Genomic DNA, 26,372 nt, shown 5'->3' with positions numbered 1-26,372 from the left:
TCGCGAAGTTTACGTTTATCGAACAGTCTAATGATTGGAAGATTGTTTTTACAAAATGGAATACGATGCGGAAAAAAAAGTTATCGTAGATCCCTGGATCTAAATTTTCCTAATCTTGAATGTTAATAGAATGCAAACATCTTTAAATTCCGATCGATTTCTTTTCTTAGATGTCGGAGACACTCTCCTGACGATGAAAAAACCGGCAGGAGAAATATATTTCGACGTGCTGAAAAATTTCGGGCTTACCAACGCAAATCGTCCGTCAGGTTCTTTGGAGCGGGCGTTTCGCAAGGCATATTCCGAATTAACTAAGGAGCCTCTTCCCGAACACCGTGATAAATTTCACGCTCATTCGGGAGGAAGCGAAGGTTGGTGGAGAGACTTGCTGGGGATTTTCTTGAAAGAGATCGGTTCGGATTTGGATCCGGATCCTATCTTTCTTTCCATATTCCAAAAATTCGACGATCCTTCCGTTTGGGAAATCGATCCAGGATTTCCGAATTTGCTCTCGTTCGTAAAAGAATCCGGCTATGGACTTGGAATTATTTCGAATTGGGATCACCGTTTGCGCGACTTATTGGAAAGCGTAGGGATCCTTTCCTATTTCAATCCTATCTTTGTTTCCGCGGAATTCGGTTTTGAAAAACCGTCCCATCGAATTTTTCAAGCGGCTTCCGAGACGGTCGGTCTTCCTCCGGAGAAATTATTTTATTGCGGGGACAAAGTGGAGCTGGACATCACTCCAACCCGAGAGTTAGGTTGGACTTCCTTTCATAAGAACGAGAAAGGCGACCTTAGACATTTAGGAGAGCTCGTAGATTTATTGAAAGGGTCGTGCGGGGACAAAAACTCGGAAAGCTAGGCGGCTTTTTAGGATTTGAGCCGGTCAATTGCACGGACTGCGATTTCCTTTCGCTTGATTTGAGCTTCCCTCCGACTTGATTCGATCGAATTCAGAATTTCTTTGGGCGCGGATCTTGGATGACCTGCATTAAAGGGAGGACGGGGATCATACTCAAGCATGAGTTGAATTTCTTGCGCGACTTTAGTCCCGTTCAAATCGGCGGCGATGCTAAGGGCAAAGTCGATTCCGGCAGTCACTCCGCCGCCCGTAATTCGATTTCCATCCCGTACGATTCTGTCTTCCTTAACATTGACACCGGGAAAGAGTCGTAAGATATCCAGCGATAACCAATGAGTAGTAGCGGAATATCCCTCCAGCAATCCGGCAGAAGCGAGTGCAAGAGAACCCGTGCAAACCGAGGTTACGAACTTTGCTGTCTTCGCTTGGTCCTTGAGCCAGAAAAGGATTTTTTCGTTCTCCATGACGGCATTTACCCCGGTTCCACCCGGAACGAAAACTAGGTCGAATTTCGGCGAATCTTGAATGGAAAGATCCGGTAAGATAGCGAGCCCCCGTTCGGCCAAAATTGGAATCGCTTCTTCCGCAACGAGTGAGATTTTCGTATTTGGCATTCTAGAAAATACTTCGTGAGGTCCCGTTAGATCCAGATGAGTCAAACCCGGGAAAAGGAGCATACCGATGGAAAAAGTTTGAGACATGACCGTAGAAAAAACGGATCTATTTCGGGAACAAGCAGGATTTCGGAATCACCATATCCTGATTTGGTATATACCGGTTTGGAAAGTAGAATATTTATGTTTTGGCAAAAACAATCTATACTGAGGAATATCGTTCTTTCCAGAGGCTTTTAAAGCGGGCCAGGAAGGAAGCCGGATACACACAAGTTGAAGTTGCCGATGCGCTCGGCGAGCCGCAATCCTACATATCTAAAATCGAATCGGGCGACCGGAGAATAGACGTAATCGAATTTTGGACGTTTGCGAAATTATATGGCAAGCCTGTAGATTTCTTTTTCCGGTTTGAAGAGACTGATCGCCCCAAAAAAAGAACTTTGAAAGCCGCAGTTCCAAAAAAGAAATAGCTCGCTCTCGGATACAGTTCGTTTACAGATTATTTCCCCCTAAAAACTCAATTTGATATCATATCTTTCCGGAATCTCCTTCGGTTTTCGGAAATTCCGCGCCTATATTAAAATTTCCAACCTTCGTAAATCCATTTTACATTTTAAAAACAAGATATTTGTCAATCGAATCGGTTTTTGTTCTTTTCGTTTATCAACGAAATCGGTCCTATTCCGATTTGGTATATAAAGAAAATAGAAGTAAAATTGGAATACTTTGAGTAAGACTATATATAGCGACGAATATCGCCGGATCATAGATAAAGTGCGACAAGCACGCATTTCGGCAGAACTGACTCAAGAGGATGTAGCTCAAGCGCTAGGCATAAAGCAATCCTTGGTTTCCAAGATCGAATCCTGTCAAAGGAGAGTAGATGTCTTGGAGTTGTTAGAACTAAGTAGGTTTTTAGGAAAACCTGTTGAATTTTTCTTTTATGCTTCCGCATCCGGAAAATTGAAAAGTCAAAGCAGGAAGACCTTAAAAGCTGCTTCCGTAAAGAAGAAGAAACGGACCCGATAGCGGCATTTAGATTTCTAATTCCCGTTTAACCGATTCTGTAGACCTTCCGAAACTGTAACGTATTTGCAGTCTAGACGAAGTCGCGTCCAAATTATAATTCCGAAGAGCTATGCAATGCGAAATAGATGCTTCGGCCTCCGATGATCGAGGGTTCCGGAATGAAATCATGATTCGGTTCGATTTCGAAGGCTTCCATTAGTTGATTAAAATCATCTAGAATGCCCGGATTTTTCCCGAATCTTTGGACGAGAAAAATGCCTCTCGGTGTTGAAAAATCATCCATTACGGAAACCAAGGAGTAAAGTCTTCGAAGCAGTTGGTAACGTAATGAAAGCGTACGCTCCAGTCGAATTCCCAATGCGGAAATTAGAACGGAGAGTTTTTGCAATCTGGCCGGAGATTCTTCCAACCAATCAGAGATTATTGGGCCTAAAGAGTCTTTCCCGTCGACCGCTAAGATCCAGAGCCCTGCTCGGTTTTTGCAAAATGCTAATAAATCAGCTTGCGAACGCTGCGAAAGCGGAGGCATTGAGATTTTATACTGGGGAATCCCAAACATAAATTTTAAATCGGATAATTCCTTTAATCGAGATAATCGATTTGAAACTCCCTCTGGAATTCCTTCCGCTTCCTGCCATTCCCTCGCTAACTCAAACGCCGGAAAACCCTGGACGAAATGTTCCGGAGAGTAGAGTAAATCTTTCCACTCATAAAAATGGCGAATCTCCTTTAGAAACATACAAATACCCTTATATAAAATATTCTAAAATGGTATAATTTAGATCAAGTAAAATATCGGATAGATGAATATTAATGACGGCTCGATATTTTCATCGTTTTGGGAGATAGAAGTTTAGGAATTATAGTTCCTAAACTCTGACTTGAAAAAATCTGCATTTTGGGAGGATATCTGAGCTCGAGACAGTTACAAATTATTATAATAAACGAATTTCGAAGATCGAGAGAATAATATCCCAAACGGGGTGTATTAAACTCTTCCGTATGATCATTTGACCTTTGCAATTCGATTTCCGTTCCAAGTTACGATGAGTCATGTCTGAAATTAATTTATTTCCATTATGGAAACTTTAAAAACGAGTCAGCTCAATAGGATTGTATCGAAAGAAGATATCCAAAATGAACATTCCTTTTTCGGAAATTTACTTCGAGGGGCCGTTAAAATTCGGCCTAAATTGGAGAGATTTCATGAGACTAGTTTTAGATTTATGTAAACAATTTCTTCCGTATCGGGAATGTGGTATATAGGCCCGGCTCGTACCTTGATTCTTATATTCGTACTTTCGGGAAGTTTAATTGTATCGGCATTCAAGAACGAGCGGTGCATCCGACGGATTTCGTTTATCGAGGAGATTTGGAAGGATTAAGAAAGAGCCTTTCCGACGGCCATTCCGTTAATAGTCCAGATCCTTTTATGCAAAACTACCGCCTTTGATGGTCGCGGCCAGGGAAGGAGAGCCGTCGATCGTGGAATTTTTAATTCGTAATGGTGCCGATTTGAATGCGCAAACCAGAGACGGGTATGGTGGTGGCGGTCACGGAGGAGGAGCTTAAGATCGTTAAATCGGTGAAACTCTCGGTTTAATTCGTCATTACTATGACAGTCTTATTTCGGATACATTGACTTCTCTAATAAAATCCATAAAAATGTTAGGACCTTTCTCTTCAGTAAAGGTCCTAACATTTGTCAATTATTTCCCGTGATTAGTAAGCATTACTTAAAGTTGCACATTGATCAACCGCAGTGTTTCGAGAGGTTCCATAAGAACAAGTAATCGTAAGTAAGGTGGGGGCTGCCGCTGTCGGGGCTGCCGCGAAGTTCCATAGGTATTGGCTGGTTGGAAAATCAGAATTTATTTTGGCCTGGATTGAAGTGGAGCAGGACGCTTCACTCATCCAACGGCTTTCTGTCATTACCGCCGGATTCATCCTGGGTAATCCACCCATCCCTGATTCCTGAAGGAAAGAATCGAGCGATTATTCCCGGTTCATTTTAATTTAATATGATATCATAAAGTCTCTCATTTTACGAGAGGGCCGTTCTTATTTATTCTTCTTTCGTTATTAAGGATTTTTTTTGGAAGAGTAGAGTCGACTTGATTTTCGCCTTTTATATTATAGATGTAGAGTAAAAGCATTTTGAGCGATCGAATTTACTTCGAAAGCAAGTCTAATTTTCAATCTAATTAGCGGAAACGGGCGGATCGTCATCTCCCAACTTGATAAAAATCGATCTTCATACGGATCAAGGATCCTCTATCGGGCTTTCGAAACGGATTGCATTTCCCGGCGGCTCTTATCAATCTTTGATAAGAGGGATAAGATGGGTAAGGTCGTTTGTTCTATTACAAAGGAGGAGGCAGATTCAGAGAGCTGCTATAAGGCGAGTACGATCCCAAGGCTCATTTTCCAAAAGATGAAGCTCGAGTATCCGGAACTAACTCCCGACTCGTTCATTTCTATTCCGAAAGTCAAGGAATTCCAGAAAAAATATCTGAGCCATTTGATAAACGAAGAATCCACCGAATTGGATCTATTGGAGAGAGAGGTTCTTGATTCGATCGAAAAGAATGAGATTCTTTCCGAAAATATCGAACCAGAAATTGAACATAAACTTACTTTTGCGGAGAGAGTCTCCGATAAACTTGCGGAATTCGGCGGAAGCTGGACCTTTATTTTTTCGTTTTTCACATTCATTCTGATTTGGGTATCGATCAATGTCGGTAATGCATTCTTTCACCCTTTCGACGTTTACCCGTTTATACTTTTGAATCTATTGCTTTCCTGCGTAGCGGCAATTCAAGCGCCGATCATCATGATGAGTCAAAATCGTCAGGAGCAAAAGGATAGAATCCGCAGCGAACACGATTACAAAATCAATCTAAAAGCCGAGTTGGAAATTAAACTTTTACATGAAAAGATCGATTACCTAATCGCGCATCAGAATAGGAAACTACTGGAAATTCAGGAAATCCAAGCAAGTTACTTGGACGATATTTTGAGTAAGCTCGACAAATCTTCTTTTTAAACTTTTAAAGGAACGGTTTCGATTCCCGCTCGTCGTCGCCGCCTGAAGAATGTCGCAGCAGGAATGTGCGAACAAGCTTCGGCATTCAATTAAGCGTACTCGCGTTTGGATTATCGATCGTCGAAGATTCTTTTAAGAACGATCGTGCTCCACCTTTTAGTATAGATTATAGCGTTTCGGAAGCCTCTCGCTTATATTTCGCTTATTAAATGAGTTATTAAGTGAATTTTTTGAGAAAATTTTCCCGAACTTCTTTTTTAAATATTCGTTTCATTTTCATTGCGATCTATTCCCGTTCCCTCGATAGGCTTTAACGAAATTCTTATCTTCTATTTGTATATCCGACTTATATACGAATGAGAGAATGACTCTTGACTTCCTTGATAAAGAGCGGAACTTTCTACCATAAAGATGGCTTTGAATCCTATTTACGTGCGCACGATTATATATTTTGTCGCCTCCCTATTTTTGATAGATTGTTATGGGAGAAAAGTGCTCGGGCAGTTCGACGAACTTACAATCGGATCGGAGTATTCCGCGACCCATACCGTAGCGTTGAACGAACGAATTAAAACCGAATTATGCGATAAAACTTTTTTGAATGCGTTTCAAGTGGGCATTCATGGCGCAAAGACCGACGTTCTTAGGGAGGCTCTTAAGAAAGAGATGGAAAAGGATCCTAAAATTATAGCCTTCCTCGACGTTCACTTCGAACATTCCGACGGTTGTTGGAAAATCGAATACACTCCGGAAAGAAAAAAGAAATGAGTCGATTTATAGTCGTCATTCTGATCGGCCTAACGCTCCAAGCTTGTCTATATGAGAAAGGATACATTCGGAGAATCCAGATCGATCCGAACGGTTCCCCGAAGACGGAAGAGGAGCAAGCGTCTCAGCCGAATAAGGTCAAATTTCGAAAATGCATGTATTCATTCATCGTTTTGTTTTGGTACCATCGCCCGTTCCCTTCTACCTGGAACGATCTAATTGCCGATCCCGATTTTGATGAACACAAATCCGTAAAACTAAAGAATGCAATCGTGTATATCGACGGAATCGATTTCTTTCCTCCTTGGACAGTGTTTATGTTATTTCTTCCGTTCCCTACCGTACCTATCATGAGGAGTTGCGGCGTTGTGGAAGGAGAAGTTCTCGGTACAGGTTCGCATTCCCGCTGATTAAGAAAGTTTCCTTCAGCCACTTTAGAATCGTCATAGCAGATATGAATCAGTTATCCAAAGGCCTTGTAGGAGCTCCCACACGTTTTCAATCTAGAAAAGCGTTGTAATTCCTTCGTTTTCGTGTTACGTGGGCAACTCCGCCGCTTCGCTCCGGCCCCCGCCCAGGAAGGGTGGGAATCCCCACACTCGCAAGAGACATAATGTCGAAATCCGTCGTATGATAACGGTTAGTTTAGCGACTCCTAGCATAAATAGTGCCAAACTCTTCGGAATACATACGCTAAAACCTTGACCGGGGACCCTGGGCAAAAATACTGTGTATTTCTAGCTTCCCTACCTGGGAGCGGATAGCAAAACATGCCCTCTTAGCTCAGCGGTAGAGCACTTCCATGGTAAGGAAGGGGTCACCAGTTCAAGCCTGGTAGAGGGCTAGTTTTACGATTTTATAGGCCTGTAGTTTAATGGTAGAACTAGGATCTCCAAAGTCCTTGGTGGGAGTTCGATTCTCTCCGGGCCTGCATGGAATCAGCTCTTCGAGGGCAGCCATAGCACAGGAAGGAAACGAGTGAAGTTAAACGTTTTTATACAAGAATGCCGCGAAGAACTGAAAAAAGTTCAATGGCCCAACCGCCAAGAAGTAGTGCAGTCTACGTTTGTCGTGTTAGCCACGGTTCTTTTCTTTTCTACATTTCTTTTCCTTTCGGACATGGCCTTTGTTCGGCTTCTTACCGGATTTTGGAACCTGTAAGTCATAGGAATCGAGAGGCGGCAGAGGGAATCATCATGGGTGAATTGAAATGGTACGCGCTGCAGACTTACTCCGGTCACGAGAATAAGGTGCAGAAGAATTTAGAGAAACTTGTTCAACAGCGCAAGCTGGAGGAAAAGATTCCGCAGATTCGTATTCCTACCATGGACGTCGCCGAAATGAAGAACGGCAAGAAGAAGGTTTCTAAAAAGAAGCTAATGCCGGGTTACGTTCTTATTGAAATGGACATGGACGATGATCTACGTTTCATGATCCAAAGCCTTCCATCCGTTTCCACGTTCGTGGGATCCAAGGATGGAGGTCCGGAGCCTCTCTCCGTAGACGAAGTAAAGAATCTCTTTGCGGAATCCGGAGAGTTGAAATCGGAGGAACCTGCCGCGCCGCGGTTGTTGTTCAAAGTTGGCGATAGTCTCAAGATTATCGACGGACCGTTTGCCAACTTTACTGGAGTCGTAGATGAGATCTTCCCGGATAAGGGAAGGCTCAGAGTGAAGGTGGAGATTTTCGGAAGATCCACCCCTGTGGAACTAGATTATCTACAGGTCAAAACCGAACCCTGACCGGTGGGAAACCGGGAGAAACAAGTAAGGTGTTTCGCCAATGGCAGCAAAAAAAGTCGTAAAGCAGATTAAGCTTCAAGTGGAAGCAGGCAAGGCCAACCCGGCACCTCCAGTAGGTCCCGCTCTCGGTCAGGCCGGTTTGAACATTATGGAGTTCTGCAAACAATTCAACGAAAGAAGCAAGGCTCAAATCGGCCTGAAACTTCCCGTTGTAATCACCGTATTCTCCGATCGGAGTTTCACGTTCATTACCAAGTCTCCTCCGGCAGCTCTTCTCGTTAAGAAGGCGATCGGTCTAGAAACTGGTTCCGCTACTCCCCATACCGTTAAGGTCGGGAAGATTACTCGTAAGCAGCTCGAAGAGATTGCAAAGACCAAGATGGAAGACCTCAACGCCAATGATTTGGATGCTGCGGTTCAGATTATTGCGGGAACTTGCCGTTCTATGGGCGTCACGGTAGAGGGATAAAAAGATGAAGCGCGGAAAAAAATATCGTGCTGTAAAAGAGAATATCGACAGCACTAAGGTTTATCCCATCGAGAAAGCGGTAGAATTAGCGAAAGCTTCTTCCTACACCAAGTTTGATGGAACCATAGAAATCGCTACTAAAGTCAATTATAAGTCTCTTCAGAATATTCGCGGAACAATTTCCCTTCCTCACGGAACCGGAAAGCTAGTTCGTGTATTAGTTTTCTGTAAAGGAGACAAGCAAAACGAAGCTAAGGCTGCCGGTGCGGAATTCGTGGGCGACGCGGACCTAATCGAAAAGGTTGCGGGCGGCTGGACGGATTTTGATGCTTGCGTTGCTACTCCCGATATGATGAAGGATGTCGGAAAGCTGGGACCGATCTTGGGACGCAAAGGTTTAATGCCTAAGCCGAAAGCTGGAACGGTCACCAATGACGTTACAAAAGCGGTCGGTGAGCTCAAGTCAGGACGAATCGAATACCGTCCCGATAAAGGCGGCGTCGTTCATCTAGGAGTCGGCAAGGTTAGTTTTGATCAAACCAAGCTTGTAGAAAATATTCGTACCGTAGTTCAAACCCTTCTCCGGGATAAACCCTCGGACGCGAAGGGCGATTACCTGAAAACCTTTGCGGTCTCTCCTACGATGGGCGCAGGGATTAAGGTCGACGTTAAGGAACTGGTCAACTCGGCCGTTTAAGGTCGAAGACAGGGAGAAGAATCAGATGCCCAGCCAGGAAAAACACGAAGCAGTCGCCCTATTGAAGGGCAAACTTGAGGCAAGTAGCGACTTTATCCTAGCTAGCTACAGCGGCCTTACCGTGGAGGAAATCACCGGTCTCCGAGCGAAACTCCGCAAAGAGGGTTCGGAGTTAAAGGTAGTCAAAAACAACCTTTTCCTTCTCGCACTCAAGGAATCAGAAAAGCATAAGGATAAAAATATTGCCTTTGGGCCCGAATACCAAGGTCCCTTAGCGGCAATTTTCGCCGACACGAATCTGCCCTCCGTAGCAAAAGTCCTGAAGGAATTTGCTAAAACCAATAAGAACCTAATTTTAAAAGCAGGTTACTTGGACGGATCGGTTTTGGATGCGGAAGGCGTAGAAGCAATCGCAGGTCTTCCGAGCAGAGAACAACTTCTCGCTCAGATCGCCGGCGGAATCAACGGTCCGGCCCGGAGTATCGCTTCGGGAATCAACCAGATCATCGCAAGTCTCGCGCGAGCTATTCAGGCAACCGCAGAGAAGAACAACCAGTAGAACCCATTTAGTACAAAGGACCATACGGAATCAAAGGAGCACCCAATGTCTACCACTGAAGCGTTATTAGAGCAAATCGGCAAGCTGACCCTGGTCGAGGCAGCCGACCTCGTCAAAAAGATGGAGGAGAAGTTCGGAATTTCCGCAGCTGCTCCCGTAGCAGTTGCCGCAGCAGGCGGCGGAGCAGCACCAGCTGCAGCAGCCGAAGAGCCGGCATCTTTCAATGTCGTCCTGAAAGGCTTCGGAGATAAGAAAATCGAAGTTATTAAGGTAGTTCGCGAGATCACCGGTCTTGGCTTAAAAGAAGCTAAAGATCTAGTCGAAGCTGGCGGAAAAGCAGTGAAAGAAGGCGTTGCGAAAGCAGAAGCCGACGATCTGAAAAAGAAACTAGAAGCGGTTGGCGCTCAAATCGAACTCAAGGCTGTCTAATCTGTTCGGGGCTAGTCTCCTAGATACCAGATTACAATCCTTTCATTTAGGCAAGGAGGCCCTATGGACCTCCTTGCTTTATTGCTTTTATTCACATATATTATGATTTTTCATTATCCATTAGGGGGTATCCGATGTACGGTCAAGTAGAGAGAAAACGGGTAAATTTCGGTAAGATAACCAATCTGGATTACCTTTCCAACTTGATTCAGATTCAGAAGAAGTCCTTCGACTGGTTTCTTCAATCTGAAGTTAAAGATCCTACCAAAAGAAAAAACCAAGGGTTAGAAGCGGTCTTCCGCGAAACTTTCCCGATCGAAAGTCCGAATAACGATATGGTGATGGAATACAGTCACTATGTTTTGGGCGATCCTAAGAAATCACCGCAAGAATGCAAAGATACCGATGCGACGTTCGCGCTTCCGTTAAAGGCGGTCATTCGTCTTATCATCAAGGAAACCGGCGAGATTCGCGAGCAGGTCGTTTACATGGGAGATCTTCCAGTGATGACCGAACAAGGAACCTTTATTATCAACGGAGCTGAGCGCGTTGTCGTGAGTCAGCTCCACCGTTCTCCCGGGATTTTCTTTTCCTACGATGCGGAAAGAGATACATATTCCGCTCGTGTGATTCCTTATCGTGGATCCTGGCTGGAATTCGAGATGGACAATAAGGGAATTCTGGTCGCCAAAATCGACAGAAAGAAAAAATTCCCTGCGACTCTTCTTATTAAATCCTTAGGGCACGGAACGAACGAGGAAATTCTTCGTCTTTTCTACAAAGCTTCCAAGGCAAAACTTGCAGGTGGGAGTTCCCGCGAACTCAAGAGATTGATCGGTCGTCGCGTAATCGCGGACGTGATCAACATGGAGACCGGAGAGGTCATGCTTGAAGCCGGCTCCAAGATCAACGAAGACAATATCTCTATCTTGAAAGAGATGAAGGTAAAGGAAGTCGAATTAGTCGAGTTTCCCCGAGATAAGGATAACCCCGTTCTTGTGAACTGTCTGGAAAAAGACGGCGTCAACGACTACGAAGACGCAGTTCTTAAATTCCACGGTATTATGCGACAAGGCGAACCTTCTACGATTGAAAACGCGGAAACCGAACTCAATCGCCTCTTCTTCTCTCCTAAAACTTTCGATTTGGGAGACGTCGGCCGTTATAAGATCAATAGCAAATTCGAATTCAATAACCCGAAAGAGTTTACGAGCGCAAAAGAGAGAGTTCTTCGCCCGGCCGATATCATCGAAACCGTGCGTTATTTATTGAATCTGATTTCCGAAACCGAGAACTACTATCCGGACGATATCGACCACCTAGGAAACCGTCGTATCAGATCAGTAGGTGAATTAATCTCCAATCAATTGAAAGTCGGTTTTACTCGGGTTGAACGAGTGATCAAAGAGAGAATGACGGTTCAGGAAGTCGGGACCCAAACTCCGCAACTTCTGATTTCAATCAAACCGATCACCGCGGTTATCAACGAGTTCTTCGGTTCCAGCCAATTGTCTCAGTTCATGGATCAAACTAATCCTTTGGCAGAATTGACCCATAAACGTCGTCTCAATGCGCTCGGACCTGGAGGTCTGTCTCGAGATAGAGCTGGATTCGAAGTTCGGGACGTTCACTACAGCCACTACGGCCGTATGTGTCCGATCGAAACTCCAGAAGGTCCGAATATCGGACTCATCCTTTCGATGTCTTCTTACGCTCGCGTAAACGATTACGGATTCTTAGAAACGCCTTACCGCGTGGTTAAGAACGGAAAGGTCGCGAATCAAATCGAATACCTGACCGCGGATAAAGAAGAATATCATTATATAGCTCAATCTTCTTCGGCTGTGGACGAGAAAGGAGAGTTTAAAAGCAAACTCATCTCGACTCGCCACCGTTCAGACTTCCCGTTTAGAAATCCGAACGAAATCCAGTATATGGATTTGGCTCCTATGCAGGTGGTTTCGGTTTCGACGGCATTGATTCCTTTCTTGGAACATGACGACGCAAACCGAGCTCTGATGGGTTCGAACATGCAACGTCAAGCCGTGCCTCTGCTCCGTCAGGAAGCTCCCTATGTGGGAACCGGAATGGAAAGCCGCGCCGCATACGATTCCAGAATTTGCGTGATTGCGAAACAAGACGGTTATGTTAAGTTCGTAGATGCGGAAAAGGTTATCGTCGAGCAAAAGGGCGGAAAAGAATCCGATACTTACGACTTAACGAAATTTAAGAAGACCAATCAAGGTACTTGCTTTAACCAAACTCCCGTAGTCGGAGTGCTTCACTCCGAGATAGACGGAAAAGTCAGCAAGGTAACCAAGGAAAAGATCGAAGTCACTGCGGATAACGGAAGCATAAGAGAATACAATCTTACTTCCGGCTCTAAGCAGTATCATCCGATCGTTTCCAACGGGGAGGAAGTTCGCAGAGGGACCACTCTCGCAGGTCAAGTCGTCCTTGGCGAGAGAATGGATGAACTCGGAAACATCCTACAAAAAGGAACCGTTCTCGCCGACGGACCTGCGGTCGATAACGGAACTCTTGCATTAGGACGAAACGTCCTGGTAGCGTTTATGCCTTGGGAAGGGTATAACTTCGAAGATGCGATCCTCATTTCCGAGAAAGTCGTGAAAGACGATATTTTTTCTTCCATCCATATAGAAGAATTCGAGATCCAAGCTCGTGAAACCAAATTGGGACAAGAGCAGATTACTCGGGATATTCCGAATCTTTCGGACAAAGCATTCCGCGATCTTGATGAAACCGGTGTGATCCGGATCGGTGCGGAAGTGAAACCGGGGGATATTCTGGTCGGGATGGTGACTCCAAAAGGGGAAACCGATCTGACTCCGGAATACAAACTTCTACATTCCATTTTCGGCGAAAAAGCGAAGGAAGTTAGAGATTCTTCTCTTCGTATGCCTAACGGCTTTGAAGGAACCGTAATCGATATCAAACGTTTCTCCCGTGAGAAGGGCGACGAATTGCCCGCGGGTGTGGAAGAGATGGTCAAGGTTTTCGTAGCTCGTAAGCGTAAGCTTCTAGTCGGAGACAAGATGGCCGGACGCCACGGAAATAAGGGTGTCGTTGCTCGGATCATGGCCGAGGAAGATATGCCGTACATGGAAGACGGTACTCCGATGGACATCGTATTGAATCCGTTGGGAGTTCCTTCTCGGATGAATTTGGGTCAGATTTTCGAAACCCAACTCGGATTGGCTGCAAGCCGTCTCGGAATCAATTTCGAGACTCCGGTATTCGACGGAGCCACCGAAGCAGACGTGGAAAAATATTGTAAGGAAGCGAATCTTCCTCTCAGTTCTAAATTTAGATTGTACGACGGGCGGACGGGTCTTCCGTTCATGAACGAAGTGTTCTGCGGATACATTTACATGTTGAAACTGGCCCACCTCGTTGACGACAAGATCCACGCTCGTTCCACCGGGCCCTACTCTTTGGTTACTCAGCAACCTTTGGGTGGTAAGGCACAGTTCGGGGGACAGCGTTTGGGAGAAATGGAAGTGTGGGCGCTGGAAGCATATGGCGCATCCCATACATTGCAGGAACTCCTCACCATTAAATCCGACGATATGTTGGGAAGGGCGAGAATTTACGAGGCGATCGTAAAAGGAATCCATTCCATCAAACCGGGAATTCCGGAATCATTCAACGTATTGGTACAGGAACTCAGGGGACTTGCTCTGGATATCGTCATCACCGACTCCGAGGGCAACACTGTGGATATCTCGGACTACGAAGACGAATATTCCAAGAGCAAAAAGAAGATTAAATTCGAGACCATCGAGAACGCCTAAGGGAAGGTTAGCATGAGATCCAATAACGACTTCGAATCAATTACAATCAGACTGGCTTCTCCCGAACGGATCAAAGAATGGTCCTACGGTGAAGTCAAAAAACCGGAAACCATAAACTATCGGACTCTGAAGCCGGAAAGGGACGGACTCTTTTGCGAAAAGATTTTCGGAACCACCAAGGATTGGGAATGCTATTGCGGTAAGTTCAAATCCATTCGCTATAAAGGTGTGGTTTGCGACAAATGCGGGGTCGAGGTAACCCACTCTAAAGTTCGTCGCGAGCGTATGGGTCATATAGAACTTGCGGCCCCAGTTTCTCATATTTGGTACTATCGTTCGGTTCCGTCTCGTATGGGACTCTTGCTGGATATGACGATCAATCAGCTCAAGAGCGTTCTATACTTCGAAAAATATGTGATCATCGATCCGGCTGACACGGGTAGAAATCGTGGGGAACTCATCGACGAGGAAGAATACCATGCGTATTTGGACGAATACGGCGACAAATTCGTAGCCGGAATCGGCGCGGACGCGATTAAAGAGCTTCTATCTCGTATCGATGTGGATGCGGAAGCGCGTATCATCCGTCAAAAAATCCAAGAGAAAGAAAAAATCACCGATAAAAGAATTCTAAAACGCCTAGAAGTCCTAGAAGCGTTTCGGGATTCGGGTAACCGTCCCGAGTGGATGGTATTGGATGTTGTTCCGGTCATTCCTCCGGAACTTCGCCCGATGGTGCAACTGGAAGGCGGGCGCTTTGCGACTTCCGACTTGAACGACCTTTATCGTCGCGTAATCAACAGGAATAACCGTCTCAAACGTCTGCTTGCTTTAAAAGCTCCGGAAATCATCGTTCGTAACGAGAAGCGTATGCTGCAAGAAGCGGTGGACGCTCTCTTCGATAATAGCCGTCGCAAACGTACTGTAAAAGGAAAAGGAAATCGCCCTCTAAAATCCATTTCGGATATGCTGAAAGGAAAACAGGGACGCTTCCGTCAAAACCTACTCGGCAAGCGCGTGGACTACTCGGGTCGTTCCGTAATCGTCGTCGGCCCGGAACTGAAATATCACGAGATGGGCCTTCCTAAGAAAATGGCTCTCGAACTCTTCAAGCCTTTCATTATGAAACGGCTCGTGGATCTCGACTTGGCTCCGAACATCAAGTCGGCTAAGAAAAAAGTCGAAGCCGAAGAGAAGGAAGTCTTCGACGTTCTCGAAACCGTCGTAAAAGAGCATCCGGTTATGTTGAACCGCGCTCCAACTCTTCACCGTCTCGGGATTCAAGCTTTCCTACCGATATTAGTGGAAGGAAAAGCGATCAAATTGCATCCTCTCGTCTGTCACGCGTTCAACGCTGACTTCGATGGGGACCAAATGGCGATTCACGTCCCTCTGACTCCGAAAGCTCAGTTGGAAGTTTGGATGCTCATGCTTTCTCCTCATAATATTCTGAATCCTGCAAACGGGCACCCGATTTGCGGGCCTACTCAGGATATCGTATTAGGAATTTATTATCTCACTTCCGAACTTCCTTCCGAAGCAGGAGTTCCTCTTAAGTCCTTTGCGAACTTGGAAGAGGTGACTTATGCGATCGATCGGGGAGTGATTGAGTATAGAACGAAAATATCGGTCCTGCACCAAGGAAAGATTTTGGAGACCACTCCGGGAAGATTGATCTTCAATACGGTTCTTCCGGAAGGATATCCTTACGTAAACCGTGCTCTCTCCGATAAGGAGACGAACAGAATCATCGCCGAAGTATACGAGAAATACGGACCGGCTCAGACCGTCCTCATGCTAGATGATATTAAGAAATTAGGATATCGTTACGCTACGATCTTTAGCCCGACTATTTCCATCGAAGACATTCGCGTATCTCCCGGCAAGGTTACTCTTGTCGGCGACGCCAATAAGGAAGTCGAACGCGCCGACGGCGAATACCGTAAAGGTATCATCACCAACGAAGAACGTAAGAAAAAAGTGATCGAGATTTGGACCAAAACCAACGACCTAATCACCGATTCCATGTTCAAAGAGCTGGAGAAGGATAAAGGCGGATACAATCCGGTATTCATCATGGCCGCATCGGGAGCCCGCGGATCCAAACAACAGATCCGCCAGTTGGCCGGGATGCGCGGTTTGATGGCGAAACCTTCCGGAGAAATCATCGAACTCGCAATTCGTTCCAACTTCCGGGAAGGTTTGAGCGTTCTCGAATTCTTCATTTCCACTCACGGAGCTCGTAAGGGACTTGCGGATACTGCTTTGAAAACCGCAGACGCCGGTTACCTGACTCGTCGTTTGGTGGATATTTCCCAAGACGTGATCGTAGCGGAAGACGATTGTCAAACCGAAGAATGCATCACGTTAGGAACGGTAAAGGAAGGGGAGAACGTAATCGTTTCCCTCAGCGATCGCGTCTTCGGCCGCTATACCGCCGAGGACATCGTCGATCCGGTTTCCGAGGACATCGTTTATCCGAAAAGCACCCTCATTACGAGAGAAGTCGGTCAAAAGTTGGAAAACCTAGGTTATGAAAAAATCAAGGTTCGCTCTCCTTTGACTTGCGAAGCTCGTTGGGGAATCTGTATTAAATGCTACGGCATGGACATGGCTCGTTTGACTCCGGCAGAAATCGGAGAGGCGGTCGGAACCATCGCCGCTCAATCCATCGGCCAGCCGGGAACTCAGCTTACCATGCGGACCTTCCACATCGGTGGAGCCGCCTCCGCTAAGGTTCAAGAGAAGGAACACAAAGTCGGATACCGAGCGATCGTAAACGCGATCAACGGACGGACTTTATCTACGACGGATCGGGGAATTATCTTCACTCGTCGCGGATCCATCGTGGTTCAAAGGCTGATCCAACAATTCAAAGCTTCCGATTTGACCAACCTCAGAGTGGAAGACGGGCAAAAAGTGGATAAGGGAGAGCTGGTCGCAACTCTGGCTTCTGGAGAAAACGTCACTTCGGACGCGCCTGGTACGATAAAAATCGAGAACGGTTTATTTAGAATTCTCGGGGAAGAAGCAGTCGTTCCTGTGAAAACCGGAACAACTCTGAACGTTAAGTCTACCGATATCACGGAAGCGAACCAAGCTCTAGCGGAGTTCGACCCGTATAACGAGATCGGAGTCACCGAGATCGAAGGAACCGCTCAATGGGTGGATCTGGAAGTAGGTAAGAACGTTCGCCGGGACGAAGACGTTAAAACTTCTAACGTAAATTACAAGGTTATCGAGCAACGTAGGGATAAACTGGTTCCGCGTGTAGTCGTTTCATCCGGAGGAACCCGCGAAGAATATCTTGTCCCTGTGGATGCGATTCTTTCGGTGCAAAACGGAGACAAGGTTAAGGCAGGAGATATTCTATTCAAGATTCCTACCGTTGCCGAAAAGACCCGGGATATCACCGGCGGTCTTCCTCGCGTGGACGAACTCTTCGAAGCTCGTCGTCCGAAAGATGCGACCACTCTTGCGGAAATGGACGGTAAGATCGAAGATAATGGTGAAATCGTAAAAGAAAAACGAGTTCTCTACATCGTGCCCGATAGCGAAGATTTGGATAAAGTTAAAGTAACGATTCCGATCGGTAAACAACTTCGTGTTCGTCACGGGGACTTCGTAAAACGCGGAGACCAAATGGATGACGGGAACCTGGATCCTCACGATATTCTTCGAGTTAAGGGAGTAACCGCTCTTCAAGTGTATCTGGTGCAGGAAGTTCAGGAAGTCTATCGCCTTCAAGGTGTGCATATCAACGATAAGCACATCGAAGTCGTAGTTCGTCAGATGATGCGCAAGGTTTTGATTACGGATTCGGGAGACACCTCTTTCGTGAATCAACAACAAGTGGATCGTTTTATGTTCGTGGAAGAAAACAGACGAGTTATCGCAGAGGGTGGTTCTCCCGCACAATCGGTACCGATTCTTCTTGGTTTAACGAAAGCCTCCTTGAATACCGAATCGTTCTTCTCTGCGGCGTCTTTCCAAGAAACTACCAAAGTTTTGACTGACGCAGCGATCAAAGGAAAAACGGACAACTTAGCGGGACTTAAGGAAAATGTGATCATAGGTCATATGATTCCCGCAGGAACCGGAATGAGAAAGTATCGCGATGTTGCGGTATTCAAAGAAACTTATGGAGACCTGGATCAACCGATAGAAGTGGAAGAGGAAGAGATTCCCCCAGTAATACCGGAAGATACGGAGAACTAAAGAGATTTACAACAGAGCGGGTACTGACGATCTGGTAAAATCGGGTCGTCACCCGCCTAAAAATAGAAGGGATTCATGCCTACAATTAGCCAACTTATACGCCACGGCAGGAAGAAACAGAAGAACAAATCTAAATCTCCTGCTCTTAAAAGCAGCCCCCAACGTAGGGGAGTTTGTACAAGGGTGACCACGTTCACTCCTAAAAAACCGAACTCAGCTATGAGAAAAGTAGCAAGGGTACGTCTTACCACCGGAATCGAAGTGACCGCTTACATTCCTGGCGAGGGACATAACTTGCAGGAACACAACGTTGTTCTGATCCGTGGTGGAAGGGTCAAAGACTTACCAGGGGTTCGTTATCATATTATCCGCGGTACCTTGGACACACTTGGTATTGATAAGCGTCGTAAAAGCCGTTCCAAGTACGGAACGAAAAAACCTAAGGCGTAACGGGAGATAGGGAATGTCCAGAAGAAGAGGAAAAGTCGAGCCCCGCAAAATTCAGCCGGATTCGGTTTATAGCGACGCTCATATTGCAAAATTCATTAACTGTCTTATGGTAGACGGAAAGAAATCCGTAGCTGAAAGACTATTTTACGATGCACTCGAGTTGATTCAGAAGAAGACCGGAAATGATCCGTATGTAACCTTCAAAGAAGCTCTCGAAAACGTAAAACCGCAAGTGGAAGTAAAATCACGCCGCGTAGGTGGTGTTACGTATCAAGTTCCTATCGAAGTTCGTCCTGAGCGTCGTTTGGCCCTCGGAATTCGCTGGCTAATTCGTTATTCCAGAGACCGGAATGAGAAAGGAATGGCGAATAAGCTAGCCGCAGAATTCATCGAGGCTCAAAAAGGCACCGGCTCGGCTATCAAGAAGAAGGAAGATATTCGCAAAATGGCAGACGCAAACAAAGCGTTCAGCCACTATCGCTGGTAAGAAATATCTTAGTACTGACGACCCGCATTTTTTCCCGGGTGTAAAGCGCACGGCTCTCGACTTGTTCGAGAAATCCCAATCAATGAAAGGAGGCAAAAGCCTCCTTTTTTTATTTTCAGATTAAAAATCCTTATTACAGCCGAAATTTCAAAAATATTCGAAATTTTAATGCCCTGATTGAGAAGTTCGGTCCGAACAAGAATATCGAAGAAAGTCTCAGGATTCGTTTGAGTGCCAAATGATCAGGTCTTCTTTCTTCATTTATGGAAAGATTTTCGGACGACGAAACGGCAATTTTATCCTAAGATAAACAAGTAAAAGTGTAGGGGACTATGAGGTTTACTTGTGAGTTGAGCTGGGATTGCGTAGGGGGATTTGCGCTTTATCAGCTGATGATGAATTTTGTTCGCTATTATCCGATTGCAGGCCTAGCTTTCTTAGTATTCTGGGTTTGGAAGAAAGGTTATTTTCAACGTTTTCGTATTCAATCCGCTTTCCCTAAAAAAGAACGCCTTATCTTCGAGATAAAGCAATCGGCGGTGACTCTTTTCATGTTTTGTGCGATCTCCGTGACGGTTTTTACTCTTTCTCGACTTGGTTACCTTCAGAGAAAAGTATATTATGATTTTTCGTTGTATGGAGGATGGCTTTACGCGATTTTCACGTACGTAGTTATTACGATTTGGCACGAGACTTGGTTTTATTGGATGCATCGATTGGTTCATTTGAGATCGATTTATCCTTATGTCCACTCGGTTCATCATAAATCCGTAAATCCTTCCCCTTTGGCCGCTTATAATTTTCATTGGGCGGAGGCATTCTTAGAAGGAGTTTATATCGTTCCGATCATATGCTTTTTGCCCGTGTACTTTTACGTGGTTTTATTTCATACATTTTATGCAATGATCATGAACATTTGGTGGCATCTGGGATACGAACTTTTTCCGAACGGCTGGGCAGGTCATCCGATTCTAAAATGGATCAATACATCCTCGCATCATAACATGCATCACCAAAAATTTCACGGCAACTATAGCTTGTATTTTAATTTTTGGGATAGGATCATGGGAACGAATTTTCCCGACTACGAATCCTATTACGATTCGGTGATTCGAAAAAGGAACGATGCCGACGAATCGGAAGCGCCTCTGAAAATTTCGACGGTAAGAGGAATTACCTGACGGAGACTTTATTCTTCCACTCGGGTCCTTAACATCTTTCTACGTAGTTCGATTTCCTTATGAAAGGACGATGAAAGTTTTTTAAAATTACCGGAAGAAAGATCGACCTTTTGAATAAGCACATCGTATAAAGGATTTGTTTCGTCCTTCAATCGATGAAAAGAAGGTTTCAAATTGCTTTCTTTATACGCGTGAAACGAAACGATATTGGCTTCGTCGTCGATTAAGAGAATTGCTCCACCATGTGAACGCATTTCTTTAATCGTATCGACTACCCAGCCCCCGGTATTATAAATCGGAATATGGGGAGAATCCAAACCGAGTTCTTGAGAATGGGATTCGAAGGGTTTATGAGTGTGGCCGAAAATAAAAGAATACTTCTGCGGGAATTCCCGCTTCGTCTCCACCTTCCATTGGTTCGGAAGAACCGTATTGAAATAGACGTCCAAATTCTGTATGACTTCGTCGCTAAGCACGGAATCCGACATTCCGCGTTCGCTTTGCCCGACTTTAAGAATGATCTTTTGAAGAAAGAAAGATAACGCGTGCTGAATGATCGATTTAATCAGCGGAAGAATGCTCAAATTTCGAAGTAGATATTCGGATACATTGGCGGATAGCCGACCTATCGCTTTCGAATCTTGTAGCATATCGTAAACTAATCCGATACCTTTGCCAACTTTACCCGACCTACCCAATGTGGACCAAAAGAAATCGATCCAAGCAAAGTTTTCGCGTTCTAAATCATAGATGGATTCCGGTTTATTTGGCTCGGGTTTACTTTGGAACGGTAAGCTCCTTTTAAGCTTTCCCCAAAAGGATGTCGGCGCTCGTAGCTCTTTACCGGTATCCATCTCGGGGAGAAGAACTCTTTGGATGGAACTCATCAATGAATAAATGTTTTCTAAGAAATTTCCGTGACTCAGTATAATCGATTTATTTTTGCTCTTAGATTGGATTTCGTAATTCGGATAAGCAATCAACGCCTTCGCCTCCCTCAAGCGAGGGTTCCTTCGCAGTATCCCGGTAAGTAGATCGGAAAGAATGAAATCCGGGTCGACCATCTTAGTGGTATGCCATGAATCCGCTATATGGTCGCGGGGTTTCAACGACCCGATGTAATCCACGTATTGTTTTTCTCTCGCAGTTTCCCAGAGATGGTGGTCGTGATTACCGGGTATATATAATATTTGGTCGGAAAAAATCGGTTTCTTAGTCGAGTAAGCACATTCTAAAAACCGTTCGAAGGTCATAGCAGCGTCGTTCATCCCACCTAACGCTAATTCCAGAATGTCCCCTAATAGGATAAACTGAGGGAGTTTGCCTCCTTTATTAACTGAAGTGACGATCGTTTTTAAACATTCCATCAGGTCTTTGAGAGCTGGGGAAGTTTTCAAGGCGTCAACAGGGAACCGCTTATCCGCGGGAGCTCCTTTTATTTCCTCGATATACGTGAGTAGGCTATTGTAAGCGCCAAAATGAACATCAGAAACTACTATATAACGAATTCGACTCATACTTTTCCGGGAAAAGTTTATTCAAAATATTGTAATTAAATCAATTAATTATTGCTTTTGTGGGACAAATAATGCAAATAAGTAAACTTTTCATAGAACGGAGGTTGAGCCAAATTGTACGAAGCGGTAATTATCGGTTCAGGATTCGGAGGAGCCATTACAGGATGTAGGCTTTCAAAAAAATGGGGCAAGAAAGTTTTAATACTAGAAAGGGGAAAAAGGTATCCAAAGGGATCGTTCCCACGGTCTCCAAATGCGATGTCGAAAAATTTTTGGAATGTGCCCGAGGACCCGAATCCTTTCCGGGCGAAGCGGTTTCGTAATCTAAGGGAAACAGGGCTTTTTGATATCCGCAATTATCCGAATATGGATGTCGTACTTTCGGCCGGATTGGGCGGTGGATCTTTAATTTACGCGAACGTATTTCTAGAACCTCCGGATCATATTTTTGATGAACGCTGGCCGACCGGAAGTAAAAAGAAGGATTTGGTCCCTTACTATAAGGTTGTCAAGGAAGTACTAGGGTCTAGGCCGATTCCACAAGATGGTAACCCGAGGCGTAAGATTGTTCGGACGGAGCTATATCAAAAATTTGCGAAAGCAAGCGGCAATGAATCTAAACTGGCAAATATTAACGTCTTTTTTGGAAACGATTTTAAGAGACCTTTAGAAATCGGGCTTCAGGAAAAAAATAAGTACGGGGCCGTGCAAACATCTTGTACGTATTGCGCCGAATGCGATATCGGCTGCAATACTCATTCTAAAAATACGCTGGATTTGAACTACCTGTTTGTTGCAGAGAACAAGTATAAGGCTGAGATTCGGACGGAACATTTAGTCGTTAAAATTGTTCCTCTTGGAAATGATAAGACCGAAGATCCTAAATCGACAGGACAGTACGGTTATAGAGTACATTATATCGATTTGAACAACAGCAAGGCACACTATGTAGATACAAATCGAGTAATTCTTTCGGCAGGAACTTTAGGAACGACTGAACTACTATTAAAATGCAAAGAGGAATTTAAAACTCTGCCAGCAATCTCCGATCGCCTAGGGAAAAGATTTTCTGGCAACGGTGATTTTCTTTCCTTTGTTGTAAGAGGGAAAGAACCAGCGGACCCGAATTACGGCCCAGTCATTACTCAGTATATCGACTATAATTTGTTTAAGAATTACGATTCAAAACATGCCTTTGTGTTAGAAGACGCTAGTTATCCTGTGTTTGCCTCTTACTTTGTCGAGGGAGCTATTCCATGGTTTTTAAGAATCGGTTTTTTTTTAAAAATGTTAGGAGAGGTTTTCAAGCGTTTTTTGAATGGAAAAATCTATGGGCGAATCGGGTATCTGTTACAAGAAATGTTAAACGGTGATCTCTCATACTCTTCCGCAGTGTTACTTTGTATGGGGATCGATCGTGCCGACGGTGAAATGTATTTGAATAAAAAGCGGAAAACGATTCAAGTGATCTGGCCGCAAAAGACCAGCATGTCGCTTTACGAATCGATTCTGAATGTGACGAAGCGTTTTGCAGAATTTACGAAAGCGGAATCACATTTCCCGTTACCTACATGGTCTTGGCCAATTAGGAATAATGTAACGGTTCATCCGTTAGGTGGTTGCGTGATCGCGGCAACCGAATCGGAAGGGGTATGTTCTTCGAATCTTAAAAATTTCGGACAAGTTTTTCGTTATCAAGGTCTTTACGTTGCTGACGGCAGCTTAATTCCAACAGCGGTGGGAGCGAATCCCTCAATGACAATTTCCGCATTGTCGGAGCGAGTTGCAGAAGCGATTACAGGATCTAAATCAACTTCGAAACTTTAATTTCGAGAGGACTCAAACATATTTATGCTGAACAAAAAGAAAAAAAAATCACCGGCTTATGCAAGCAATACGCCAGTCAGTCTGGAATTTACCGAAGAAATGAAGGGTTATATTACTCTTTCTCCAAAATCATCTTATCAAGATTCATATTCCGCCGGAAAAAAAGAAAAAAACTATATTATGTTTCATTTGACGATCAGAATAACTGATGTCGCATTCTTCGTGTATGATCCTGCAGAAAAGGGAATAGCAATCGGTTGGGTTGATTGTGCATCGTTAGGTGGACGGCTAGAGGTTGTACGAGGCGACTTTAATTGTTTCGTGGATAAAGGCACTCCTTCTCAAAATGTTAAAAATATGCAATATAGGCTCTTTCTTAAAAATCATCAGGGGGGAGAATTCACATTAAGCGGACATAAAGTCGTTAAGGATGATGGAATTTTAAATATTTGGAATGATACATCCACATTATATACAAGAATCTTTCTTGGCTTTATAGACGAAAAATCAGAGTTAAAAGCTAAGAAAATCGCCGAAGGAATTTTGCATATTCAAGAATTGGATTTTATTAAGCAAATGACGACCTTTCGGTCGAACGGAAAAACATTCGATGAAAGAAAAAATGCGCTCATTCAATTCGGTGAACTTTTTGCCGGTAACTTATGGGATGTATATGCTTCTCACTGGGGAAAAGCCGAACCAGAATTATGGAGAGAACGCGAAATCCCTTTATTTACGTTGAGCGGCGTAAAGCATGCGGATATTACAACGCATTATGTTAGCACGGAAGATAAACTCTCATTAAGTCTTCTTAGGTTTAAAAAAAAGGAAAGCAAAGATGTCGTAGTTTTGATGCACGGACTTACAACCTCTACCGACATGTTTATAATGCCTGAACATAAAAACTTGGTTACTTATCTCCACGAGCATGGCTTTAACGATGTTTGGAGTTTCGATTGGCGTGGAAGCCTTCGGTCGAATTATAATTTAACACCTCATCGTTATAACTTGGATGATATCGCTTTATACGACGTCCCTGCTGCGTTGCGTACAGTTCGAGAAAACGTCGGTAAAGATAAGCGCATTCATTTTATAGTTCACTGTGTCGGCTCAATTTCTTTTTTTATGAGTCTCTTTGCGAAGAAAATCGACGGAATTACTAGTGTGATCTCCAACAGTGTTTCAATTACACCTAATGTCGCGCTGTGGTCTAAGATTAAGCTAATATTGGCGCCTTTCTTTATCGAAAACGTTTTTCGCTTTCCCAACGTAAATCCTCGATGGTCTTATTTGCCGGGTCCTGCCAGAGGGAAGCTCTTTTCAAAATTTATTAGTTTGTTTCATACGGAATGCGATAACTCCGCCTGCCATATGCTGAGTTTGATGTGGGGAACAGGGTGGCCGGCATGTTATGAACATGCTAACCTTCCGTCCGTAACTCATCGACGTGTTGGCGATTTATTCGGAGCTACATCTATGAATTATCATAGGCATATTAGAAAATCTATCTTTCGTAAAGTCGTCGTAAAATACAAGGTTCTCGATACTCGTTACGATTCTCTCCCTAACAATTATTTGGAATATGCATCCGAGATAAAAACGCCGATTCTCTTTATCACAGGAGATAAAAATAAGGTTTTTAAGAATTCGAATATAATCGCGTACGAAACCCTTAAAAGGTTAAAACATGATAATAAAAACGAACTCTTTATAGCAAAAGGTTACGGCCATCAAGATACACTTATGGGTATAAACAGTGATAAGGACATATTTCCAAAAATCGTCGGGTTCTTAAAAAAGCATTCCGAAAAATAAAAATCCAGCTAAAGACCCTAATCTATCGATTTTGGATCGGATGATGAACGGGAATCGGCCAGAACTTATGAATTCGTCGGTGCAATTGGGGTCGCATCTTTAGATAAATATAAAAGTACAATTCCAGCAAATATCATATCAGAGAGCACTGTAATGGCCATCCAAACTTCCGATCTAATTAGAAAAGTCATTAAACCTTTTATAAAAATGGGCAATGAGAGTAGATTGAGTATAACGAACCCGATTATAAAATTTCGCTTACGCGTTACTTCGGAGAATTGAAAATTCTTTAGAAAATAATATGCACATACGGTGGAAAAGAATGCCTGAATACCGAATCCTAACATTGGAACTGTCGCACTAATGCCAAGGTTAGGATCGGAAAAATTAAAAGAATATAAAGGGCCGACTTTGATCGTATCTGAAATTGGGAAAATTTGAAGATCATGGTCATGGACCAGATAGTCCAAAAACCAATGACCGCTAACGGGAATCGCGATTGCAATATAACGCAAAGCGGAAGTAATTTTGGATGTTTTCAGAATGAAAAAGTAGAGAATGCCTATTATCATTCCTCCCACCAACGAATGCGAATATTGTTGGCTTAGAAGCTTCATGTTTCCAATATAAAGAAAAGGTATTTCTATTTTCATATATTCTAAAGCAGGAGAGAATCCAAACGGATTGAGATTTAGGAATACCCAAACCATCTCGACAATTTCCGCTGCGACAAGGAGAATCCAAAGTGGAGTTTCTTTAAATTTACATTTCAGTATGAATGCTGAAGATAAATGGCCGATACCTGTCATGAAGGCGAAGAATATTGGAAAATTCTAAAAAAGCA

At 44.2% G+C, this 26,372-nt stretch carries 25 protein-coding genes and 2 tRNA genes; 22 read left to right on the top strand and 5 right to left on the bottom strand.

Annotation, left to right across the window (positions count from 1 at the left end; all coding sequences use genetic code 11):
- Positions 1-130 precede the first annotated feature (130 nt).
- Complete coding sequence (locus LEP1GSC050_RS08875; RefSeq protein ID WP_010570867.1) at positions 131-865, top strand: HAD-IA family hydrolase; 735 nt, start codon at positions 131-133, stop codon at positions 863-865.
- Positions 866-873: 8 nt separating this feature from the next.
- Here the strand turns inward: LEP1GSC050_RS08875 and LEP1GSC050_RS08870 are convergent, their stop codons facing one another.
- Entirely contained in the window at positions 874-1,566 is a 693-nt protein-coding gene (locus LEP1GSC050_RS08870) for a DJ-1/PfpI family protein (protein ID WP_010570866.1), read from the bottom strand.
- Positions 1,567-1,667: 101 nt separating this feature from the next.
- Here LEP1GSC050_RS08870 and LEP1GSC050_RS08865 point away from each other — a divergent pair, with 101 nt between their 5' ends.
- Both LEP1GSC050_RS08865 and LEP1GSC050_RS08860 read left to right on the top strand, forming a co-directional pair.
- Positions 1,668-1,949: a helix-turn-helix domain-containing protein gene (locus LEP1GSC050_RS08865; RefSeq protein ID WP_010570865.1), complete on the top strand. Its 282-nt coding sequence runs from the start codon at positions 1,668-1,670 to the stop codon at positions 1,947-1,949.
- Between the two features lie 256 nt (positions 1,950-2,205).
- The gene (locus LEP1GSC050_RS08860; protein WP_010414675.1) at positions 2,206-2,508 is read left to right on the top strand and encodes a helix-turn-helix domain-containing protein; all 303 of its coding nucleotides are present in this window, start codon (positions 2,206-2,208) and stop codon (positions 2,506-2,508) included.
- 91 nt (positions 2,509-2,599) lie between these two features.
- On the opposite strand, the gene LEP1GSC050_RS08855 is transcribed toward LEP1GSC050_RS08860, so the two are convergent.
- Positions 2,600-3,247 carry a DUF6946 family protein gene (locus tag LEP1GSC050_RS08855; protein ID WP_010570864.1) on the bottom strand — a complete coding sequence of 216 codons (648 nt, stop codon included), beginning with the start codon at positions 3,245-3,247 and terminating at the stop codon, positions 2,600-2,602.
- A gap of 713 nt (positions 3,248-3,960) precedes the next feature.
- Here LEP1GSC050_RS08855 and LEP1GSC050_RS21315 point away from each other — a divergent pair.
- The gene (locus LEP1GSC050_RS21315) at positions 3,961-4,080 is read left to right on the top strand and encodes an ankyrin repeat domain-containing protein (protein WP_010570862.1); all 120 of its coding nucleotides are present in this window, start codon (positions 3,961-3,963) and stop codon (positions 4,078-4,080) included.
- A gap of 150 nt (positions 4,081-4,230) precedes the next feature.
- On the opposite strand, the gene LEP1GSC050_RS20595 is transcribed toward LEP1GSC050_RS21315, so the two are convergent.
- A complete protein-coding gene (locus tag LEP1GSC050_RS20595; RefSeq protein WP_198012834.1) occupies positions 4,231-4,440 on the bottom strand; it encodes a hypothetical protein in 210 nt (69 codons plus the stop codon).
- 409 nt (positions 4,441-4,849) lie between these two features.
- On the opposite strand from LEP1GSC050_RS20595, the gene LEP1GSC050_RS08845 reads away from it, so the two are divergent.
- The 16 genes from LEP1GSC050_RS08845 to LEP1GSC050_RS08775 all read left to right on the top strand — a co-directional run bounded on the left by LEP1GSC050_RS08845 (position 4,850) and on the right by LEP1GSC050_RS08775 (position 20,369).
- Positions 4,850-5,554: a DUF1003 domain-containing protein gene (locus LEP1GSC050_RS08845; RefSeq protein ID WP_010570861.1), complete on the top strand. Its 705-nt coding sequence runs from the start codon at positions 4,850-4,852 to the stop codon at positions 5,552-5,554.
- Positions 5,555-5,965: 411 nt separating this feature from the next.
- Positions 5,966-6,322 carry a hypothetical protein gene (locus tag LEP1GSC050_RS08840; RefSeq protein WP_010570860.1) on the top strand — a complete coding sequence of 119 codons (357 nt, stop codon included), beginning with the start codon at positions 5,966-5,968 and terminating at the stop codon, positions 6,320-6,322.
- Positions 6,319-6,732, top strand: coding sequence for a hypothetical protein (locus LEP1GSC050_RS08835; protein ID WP_010570859.1), 414 nt, complete (start codon positions 6,319-6,321; stop codon positions 6,730-6,732). Before LEP1GSC050_RS08840 ends, LEP1GSC050_RS08835 begins: the two co-directional genes overlap by 4 nt.
- 362 nt (positions 6,733-7,094) lie before the next feature.
- Positions 7,095-7,166, top strand: a tRNA-Thr gene (locus LEP1GSC050_RS08830).
- A 16-nt stretch (positions 7,167-7,182) separates the two neighbouring features.
- A tRNA-Trp gene (locus LEP1GSC050_RS08825) sits at positions 7,183-7,253 on the top strand.
- A 47-nt stretch (positions 7,254-7,300) separates the two neighbouring features.
- On the top strand, positions 7,301-7,483 hold the full coding sequence (gene secE, locus LEP1GSC050_RS20590) for a preprotein translocase subunit SecE (protein ID WP_010414655.1): 183 nt from the start codon (positions 7,301-7,303) through the stop codon (positions 7,481-7,483).
- A gap of 35 nt (positions 7,484-7,518) precedes the next feature.
- On the top strand, positions 7,519-8,064 hold the full coding sequence (nusG, locus tag LEP1GSC050_RS08820; RefSeq protein ID WP_010414653.1) for a transcription termination/antitermination protein NusG: 546 nt from the start codon (positions 7,519-7,521) through the stop codon (positions 8,062-8,064).
- Between the two features lie 40 nt (positions 8,065-8,104).
- A complete protein-coding gene (gene rplK, locus LEP1GSC050_RS08815; RefSeq protein ID WP_010414651.1) occupies positions 8,105-8,533 on the top strand; it encodes a 50S ribosomal protein L11 in 429 nt (142 codons plus the stop codon).
- A gap of 4 nt (positions 8,534-8,537) precedes the next feature.
- Positions 8,538-9,230, top strand: coding sequence for a 50S ribosomal protein L1 (gene rplA / locus LEP1GSC050_RS08810; protein ID WP_010570858.1), 693 nt, complete (start codon positions 8,538-8,540; stop codon positions 9,228-9,230).
- A gap of 25 nt (positions 9,231-9,255) precedes the next feature.
- Positions 9,256-9,789: a 50S ribosomal protein L10 gene (gene rplJ, locus LEP1GSC050_RS08805; RefSeq protein ID WP_010570857.1), complete on the top strand. Its 534-nt coding sequence runs from the start codon at positions 9,256-9,258 to the stop codon at positions 9,787-9,789.
- A gap of 45 nt (positions 9,790-9,834) precedes the next feature.
- Positions 9,835-10,218, top strand: coding sequence for a 50S ribosomal protein L7/L12 (gene rplL / locus LEP1GSC050_RS08800; protein ID WP_010414644.1), 384 nt, complete (start codon positions 9,835-9,837; stop codon positions 10,216-10,218).
- Positions 10,219-10,352: 134 nt separating this feature from the next.
- Positions 10,353-14,033 (top strand): DNA-directed RNA polymerase subunit beta, encoded by a 3,681-nt coding sequence (gene rpoB / locus LEP1GSC050_RS08795; RefSeq protein ID WP_010570856.1) that lies wholly within the window; start codon positions 10,353-10,355, stop codon positions 14,031-14,033.
- 12 nt (positions 14,034-14,045) lie between these two features.
- Entirely contained in the window at positions 14,046-18,251 is a 4,206-nt protein-coding gene (gene rpoC, locus LEP1GSC050_RS08790; RefSeq protein WP_010414640.1) for a DNA-directed RNA polymerase subunit beta', read from the top strand.
- 75 nt (positions 18,252-18,326) lie between these two features.
- Positions 18,327-18,701: a 30S ribosomal protein S12 gene (gene rpsL, locus LEP1GSC050_RS08785; RefSeq protein ID WP_010414637.1), complete on the top strand. Its 375-nt coding sequence runs from the start codon at positions 18,327-18,329 to the stop codon at positions 18,699-18,701.
- Positions 18,702-18,714: 13 nt separating this feature from the next.
- The gene (gene rpsG / locus LEP1GSC050_RS08780) at positions 18,715-19,188 is read left to right on the top strand and encodes a 30S ribosomal protein S7 (protein WP_010570855.1); all 474 of its coding nucleotides are present in this window, start codon (positions 18,715-18,717) and stop codon (positions 19,186-19,188) included.
- 332 nt (positions 19,189-19,520) lie between these two features.
- Complete coding sequence (locus LEP1GSC050_RS08775) at positions 19,521-20,369, top strand: sterol desaturase family protein (RefSeq protein WP_040911245.1); 849 nt, start codon at positions 19,521-19,523, stop codon at positions 20,367-20,369.
- Between the two features lie 8 nt (positions 20,370-20,377).
- Here LEP1GSC050_RS08775 and LEP1GSC050_RS08770 read toward each other — a convergent pair whose 3' ends face one another.
- Complete coding sequence (locus LEP1GSC050_RS08770) at positions 20,378-21,886, bottom strand: metallophosphoesterase (RefSeq protein ID WP_010570853.1); 1,509 nt, start codon at positions 21,884-21,886, stop codon at positions 20,378-20,380.
- A gap of 114 nt (positions 21,887-22,000) precedes the next feature.
- Between LEP1GSC050_RS08770 and LEP1GSC050_RS08765 the strand changes: the two genes are divergently transcribed.
- Positions 22,001-23,713: a GMC oxidoreductase gene (locus tag LEP1GSC050_RS08765; protein ID WP_010570852.1), complete on the top strand. Its 1,713-nt coding sequence runs from the start codon at positions 22,001-22,003 to the stop codon at positions 23,711-23,713.
- A gap of 24 nt (positions 23,714-23,737) precedes the next feature.
- Positions 23,738-25,528 carry an alpha/beta hydrolase gene (locus LEP1GSC050_RS08760; protein ID WP_010570851.1) on the top strand — a complete coding sequence of 597 codons (1,791 nt, stop codon included), beginning with the start codon at positions 23,738-23,740 and terminating at the stop codon, positions 25,526-25,528.
- Positions 25,529-25,593: 65 nt separating this feature from the next.
- On the opposite strand, the gene LEP1GSC050_RS08755 is transcribed toward LEP1GSC050_RS08760, so the two are convergent.
- Complete coding sequence (locus LEP1GSC050_RS08755; protein ID WP_010570850.1) at positions 25,594-26,337, bottom strand: hypothetical protein; 744 nt, start codon at positions 26,335-26,337, stop codon at positions 25,594-25,596.
- Positions 26,338-26,372: the final 35 nt, after the last annotated feature.

Source organism: Leptospira broomii serovar Hurstbridge str. 5399 (genome assembly GCF_000243715.2).
GTDB lineage: Bacteria > Spirochaetota > Leptospiria > Leptospirales > Leptospiraceae > Leptospira_B > Leptospira_B broomii.
Note: the sequence above shows the minus strand (reverse complement) of the source record. Positions and strands in the feature narration are given on the sequence as shown.

Bases quoted from the DNA above. Each gene is read 5' to 3' on its own strand.
- rpoC (WP_010414640.1), top strand. From the start codon at position 14,046: ATGAGATCCAATAACGACTTCGAATCAATTACAATCAGACTGGCTTCT.
- rplJ (WP_010570857.1), top strand. From the start codon at position 9,256: ATGCCCAGCCAGGAAAAACACGAAGCAGTCGCCCTATTGAAGGGCAAA.
- LEP1GSC050_RS08760 (WP_010570851.1), top strand. From the start codon at position 23,738: ATGCTGAACAAAAAGAAAAAAAAATCACCGGCTTATGCAAGCAATACG.
- LEP1GSC050_RS21315 (WP_010570862.1), top strand. From the start codon at position 3,961: ATGGTCGCGGCCAGGGAAGGAGAGCCGTCGATCGTGGAATTTTTAATT.
- LEP1GSC050_RS08875 (WP_010570867.1), top strand. From the start codon at position 131: ATGCAAACATCTTTAAATTCCGATCGATTTCTTTTCTTAGATGTCGGA.
- LEP1GSC050_RS08855 (WP_010570864.1), bottom strand. From the start codon at position 3,247: ATGTTTCTAAAGGAGATTCGCCATTTTTATGAGTGGAAAGATTTACTC.
- rpsG (WP_010570855.1), top strand. From the start codon at position 18,715: ATGTCCAGAAGAAGAGGAAAAGTCGAGCCCCGCAAAATTCAGCCGGAT.
- LEP1GSC050_RS08755 (WP_010570850.1), bottom strand. From the start codon at position 26,337: ATGACAGGTATCGGCCATTTATCTTCAGCATTCATACTGAAATGTAAA.
- rplL (WP_010414644.1), top strand. From the start codon at position 9,835: ATGTCTACCACTGAAGCGTTATTAGAGCAAATCGGCAAGCTGACCCTG.
- LEP1GSC050_RS08870 (WP_010570866.1), bottom strand. From the start codon at position 1,566: ATGTCTCAAACTTTTTCCATCGGTATGCTCCTTTTCCCGGGTTTGACT.
- rplA (WP_010570858.1), top strand. From the start codon at position 8,538: ATGAAGCGCGGAAAAAAATATCGTGCTGTAAAAGAGAATATCGACAGC.
- LEP1GSC050_RS08840 (WP_010570860.1), top strand. From the start codon at position 5,966: ATGGCTTTGAATCCTATTTACGTGCGCACGATTATATATTTTGTCGCC.
- nusG (WP_010414653.1), top strand. From the start codon at position 7,519: ATGGGTGAATTGAAATGGTACGCGCTGCAGACTTACTCCGGTCACGAG.
- LEP1GSC050_RS08770 (WP_010570853.1), bottom strand. From the start codon at position 21,886: ATGAGTCGAATTCGTTATATAGTAGTTTCTGATGTTCATTTTGGCGCT.
- rplK (WP_010414651.1), top strand. From the start codon at position 8,105: ATGGCAGCAAAAAAAGTCGTAAAGCAGATTAAGCTTCAAGTGGAAGCA.
- LEP1GSC050_RS20595 (WP_198012834.1), bottom strand. From the start codon at position 4,440: ATGACAGAAAGCCGTTGGATGAGTGAAGCGTCCTGCTCCACTTCAATC.
- LEP1GSC050_RS08835 (WP_010570859.1), top strand. From the start codon at position 6,319: ATGAGTCGATTTATAGTCGTCATTCTGATCGGCCTAACGCTCCAAGCT.
- rpsL (WP_010414637.1), top strand. From the start codon at position 18,327: ATGCCTACAATTAGCCAACTTATACGCCACGGCAGGAAGAAACAGAAG.
- LEP1GSC050_RS08775 (WP_040911245.1), top strand. From the start codon at position 19,521: ATGAGGTTTACTTGTGAGTTGAGCTGGGATTGCGTAGGGGGATTTGCG.
- rpoB (WP_010570856.1), top strand. From the start codon at position 10,353: ATGTACGGTCAAGTAGAGAGAAAACGGGTAAATTTCGGTAAGATAACC.
- LEP1GSC050_RS08845 (WP_010570861.1), top strand. From the start codon at position 4,850: ATGGGTAAGGTCGTTTGTTCTATTACAAAGGAGGAGGCAGATTCAGAG.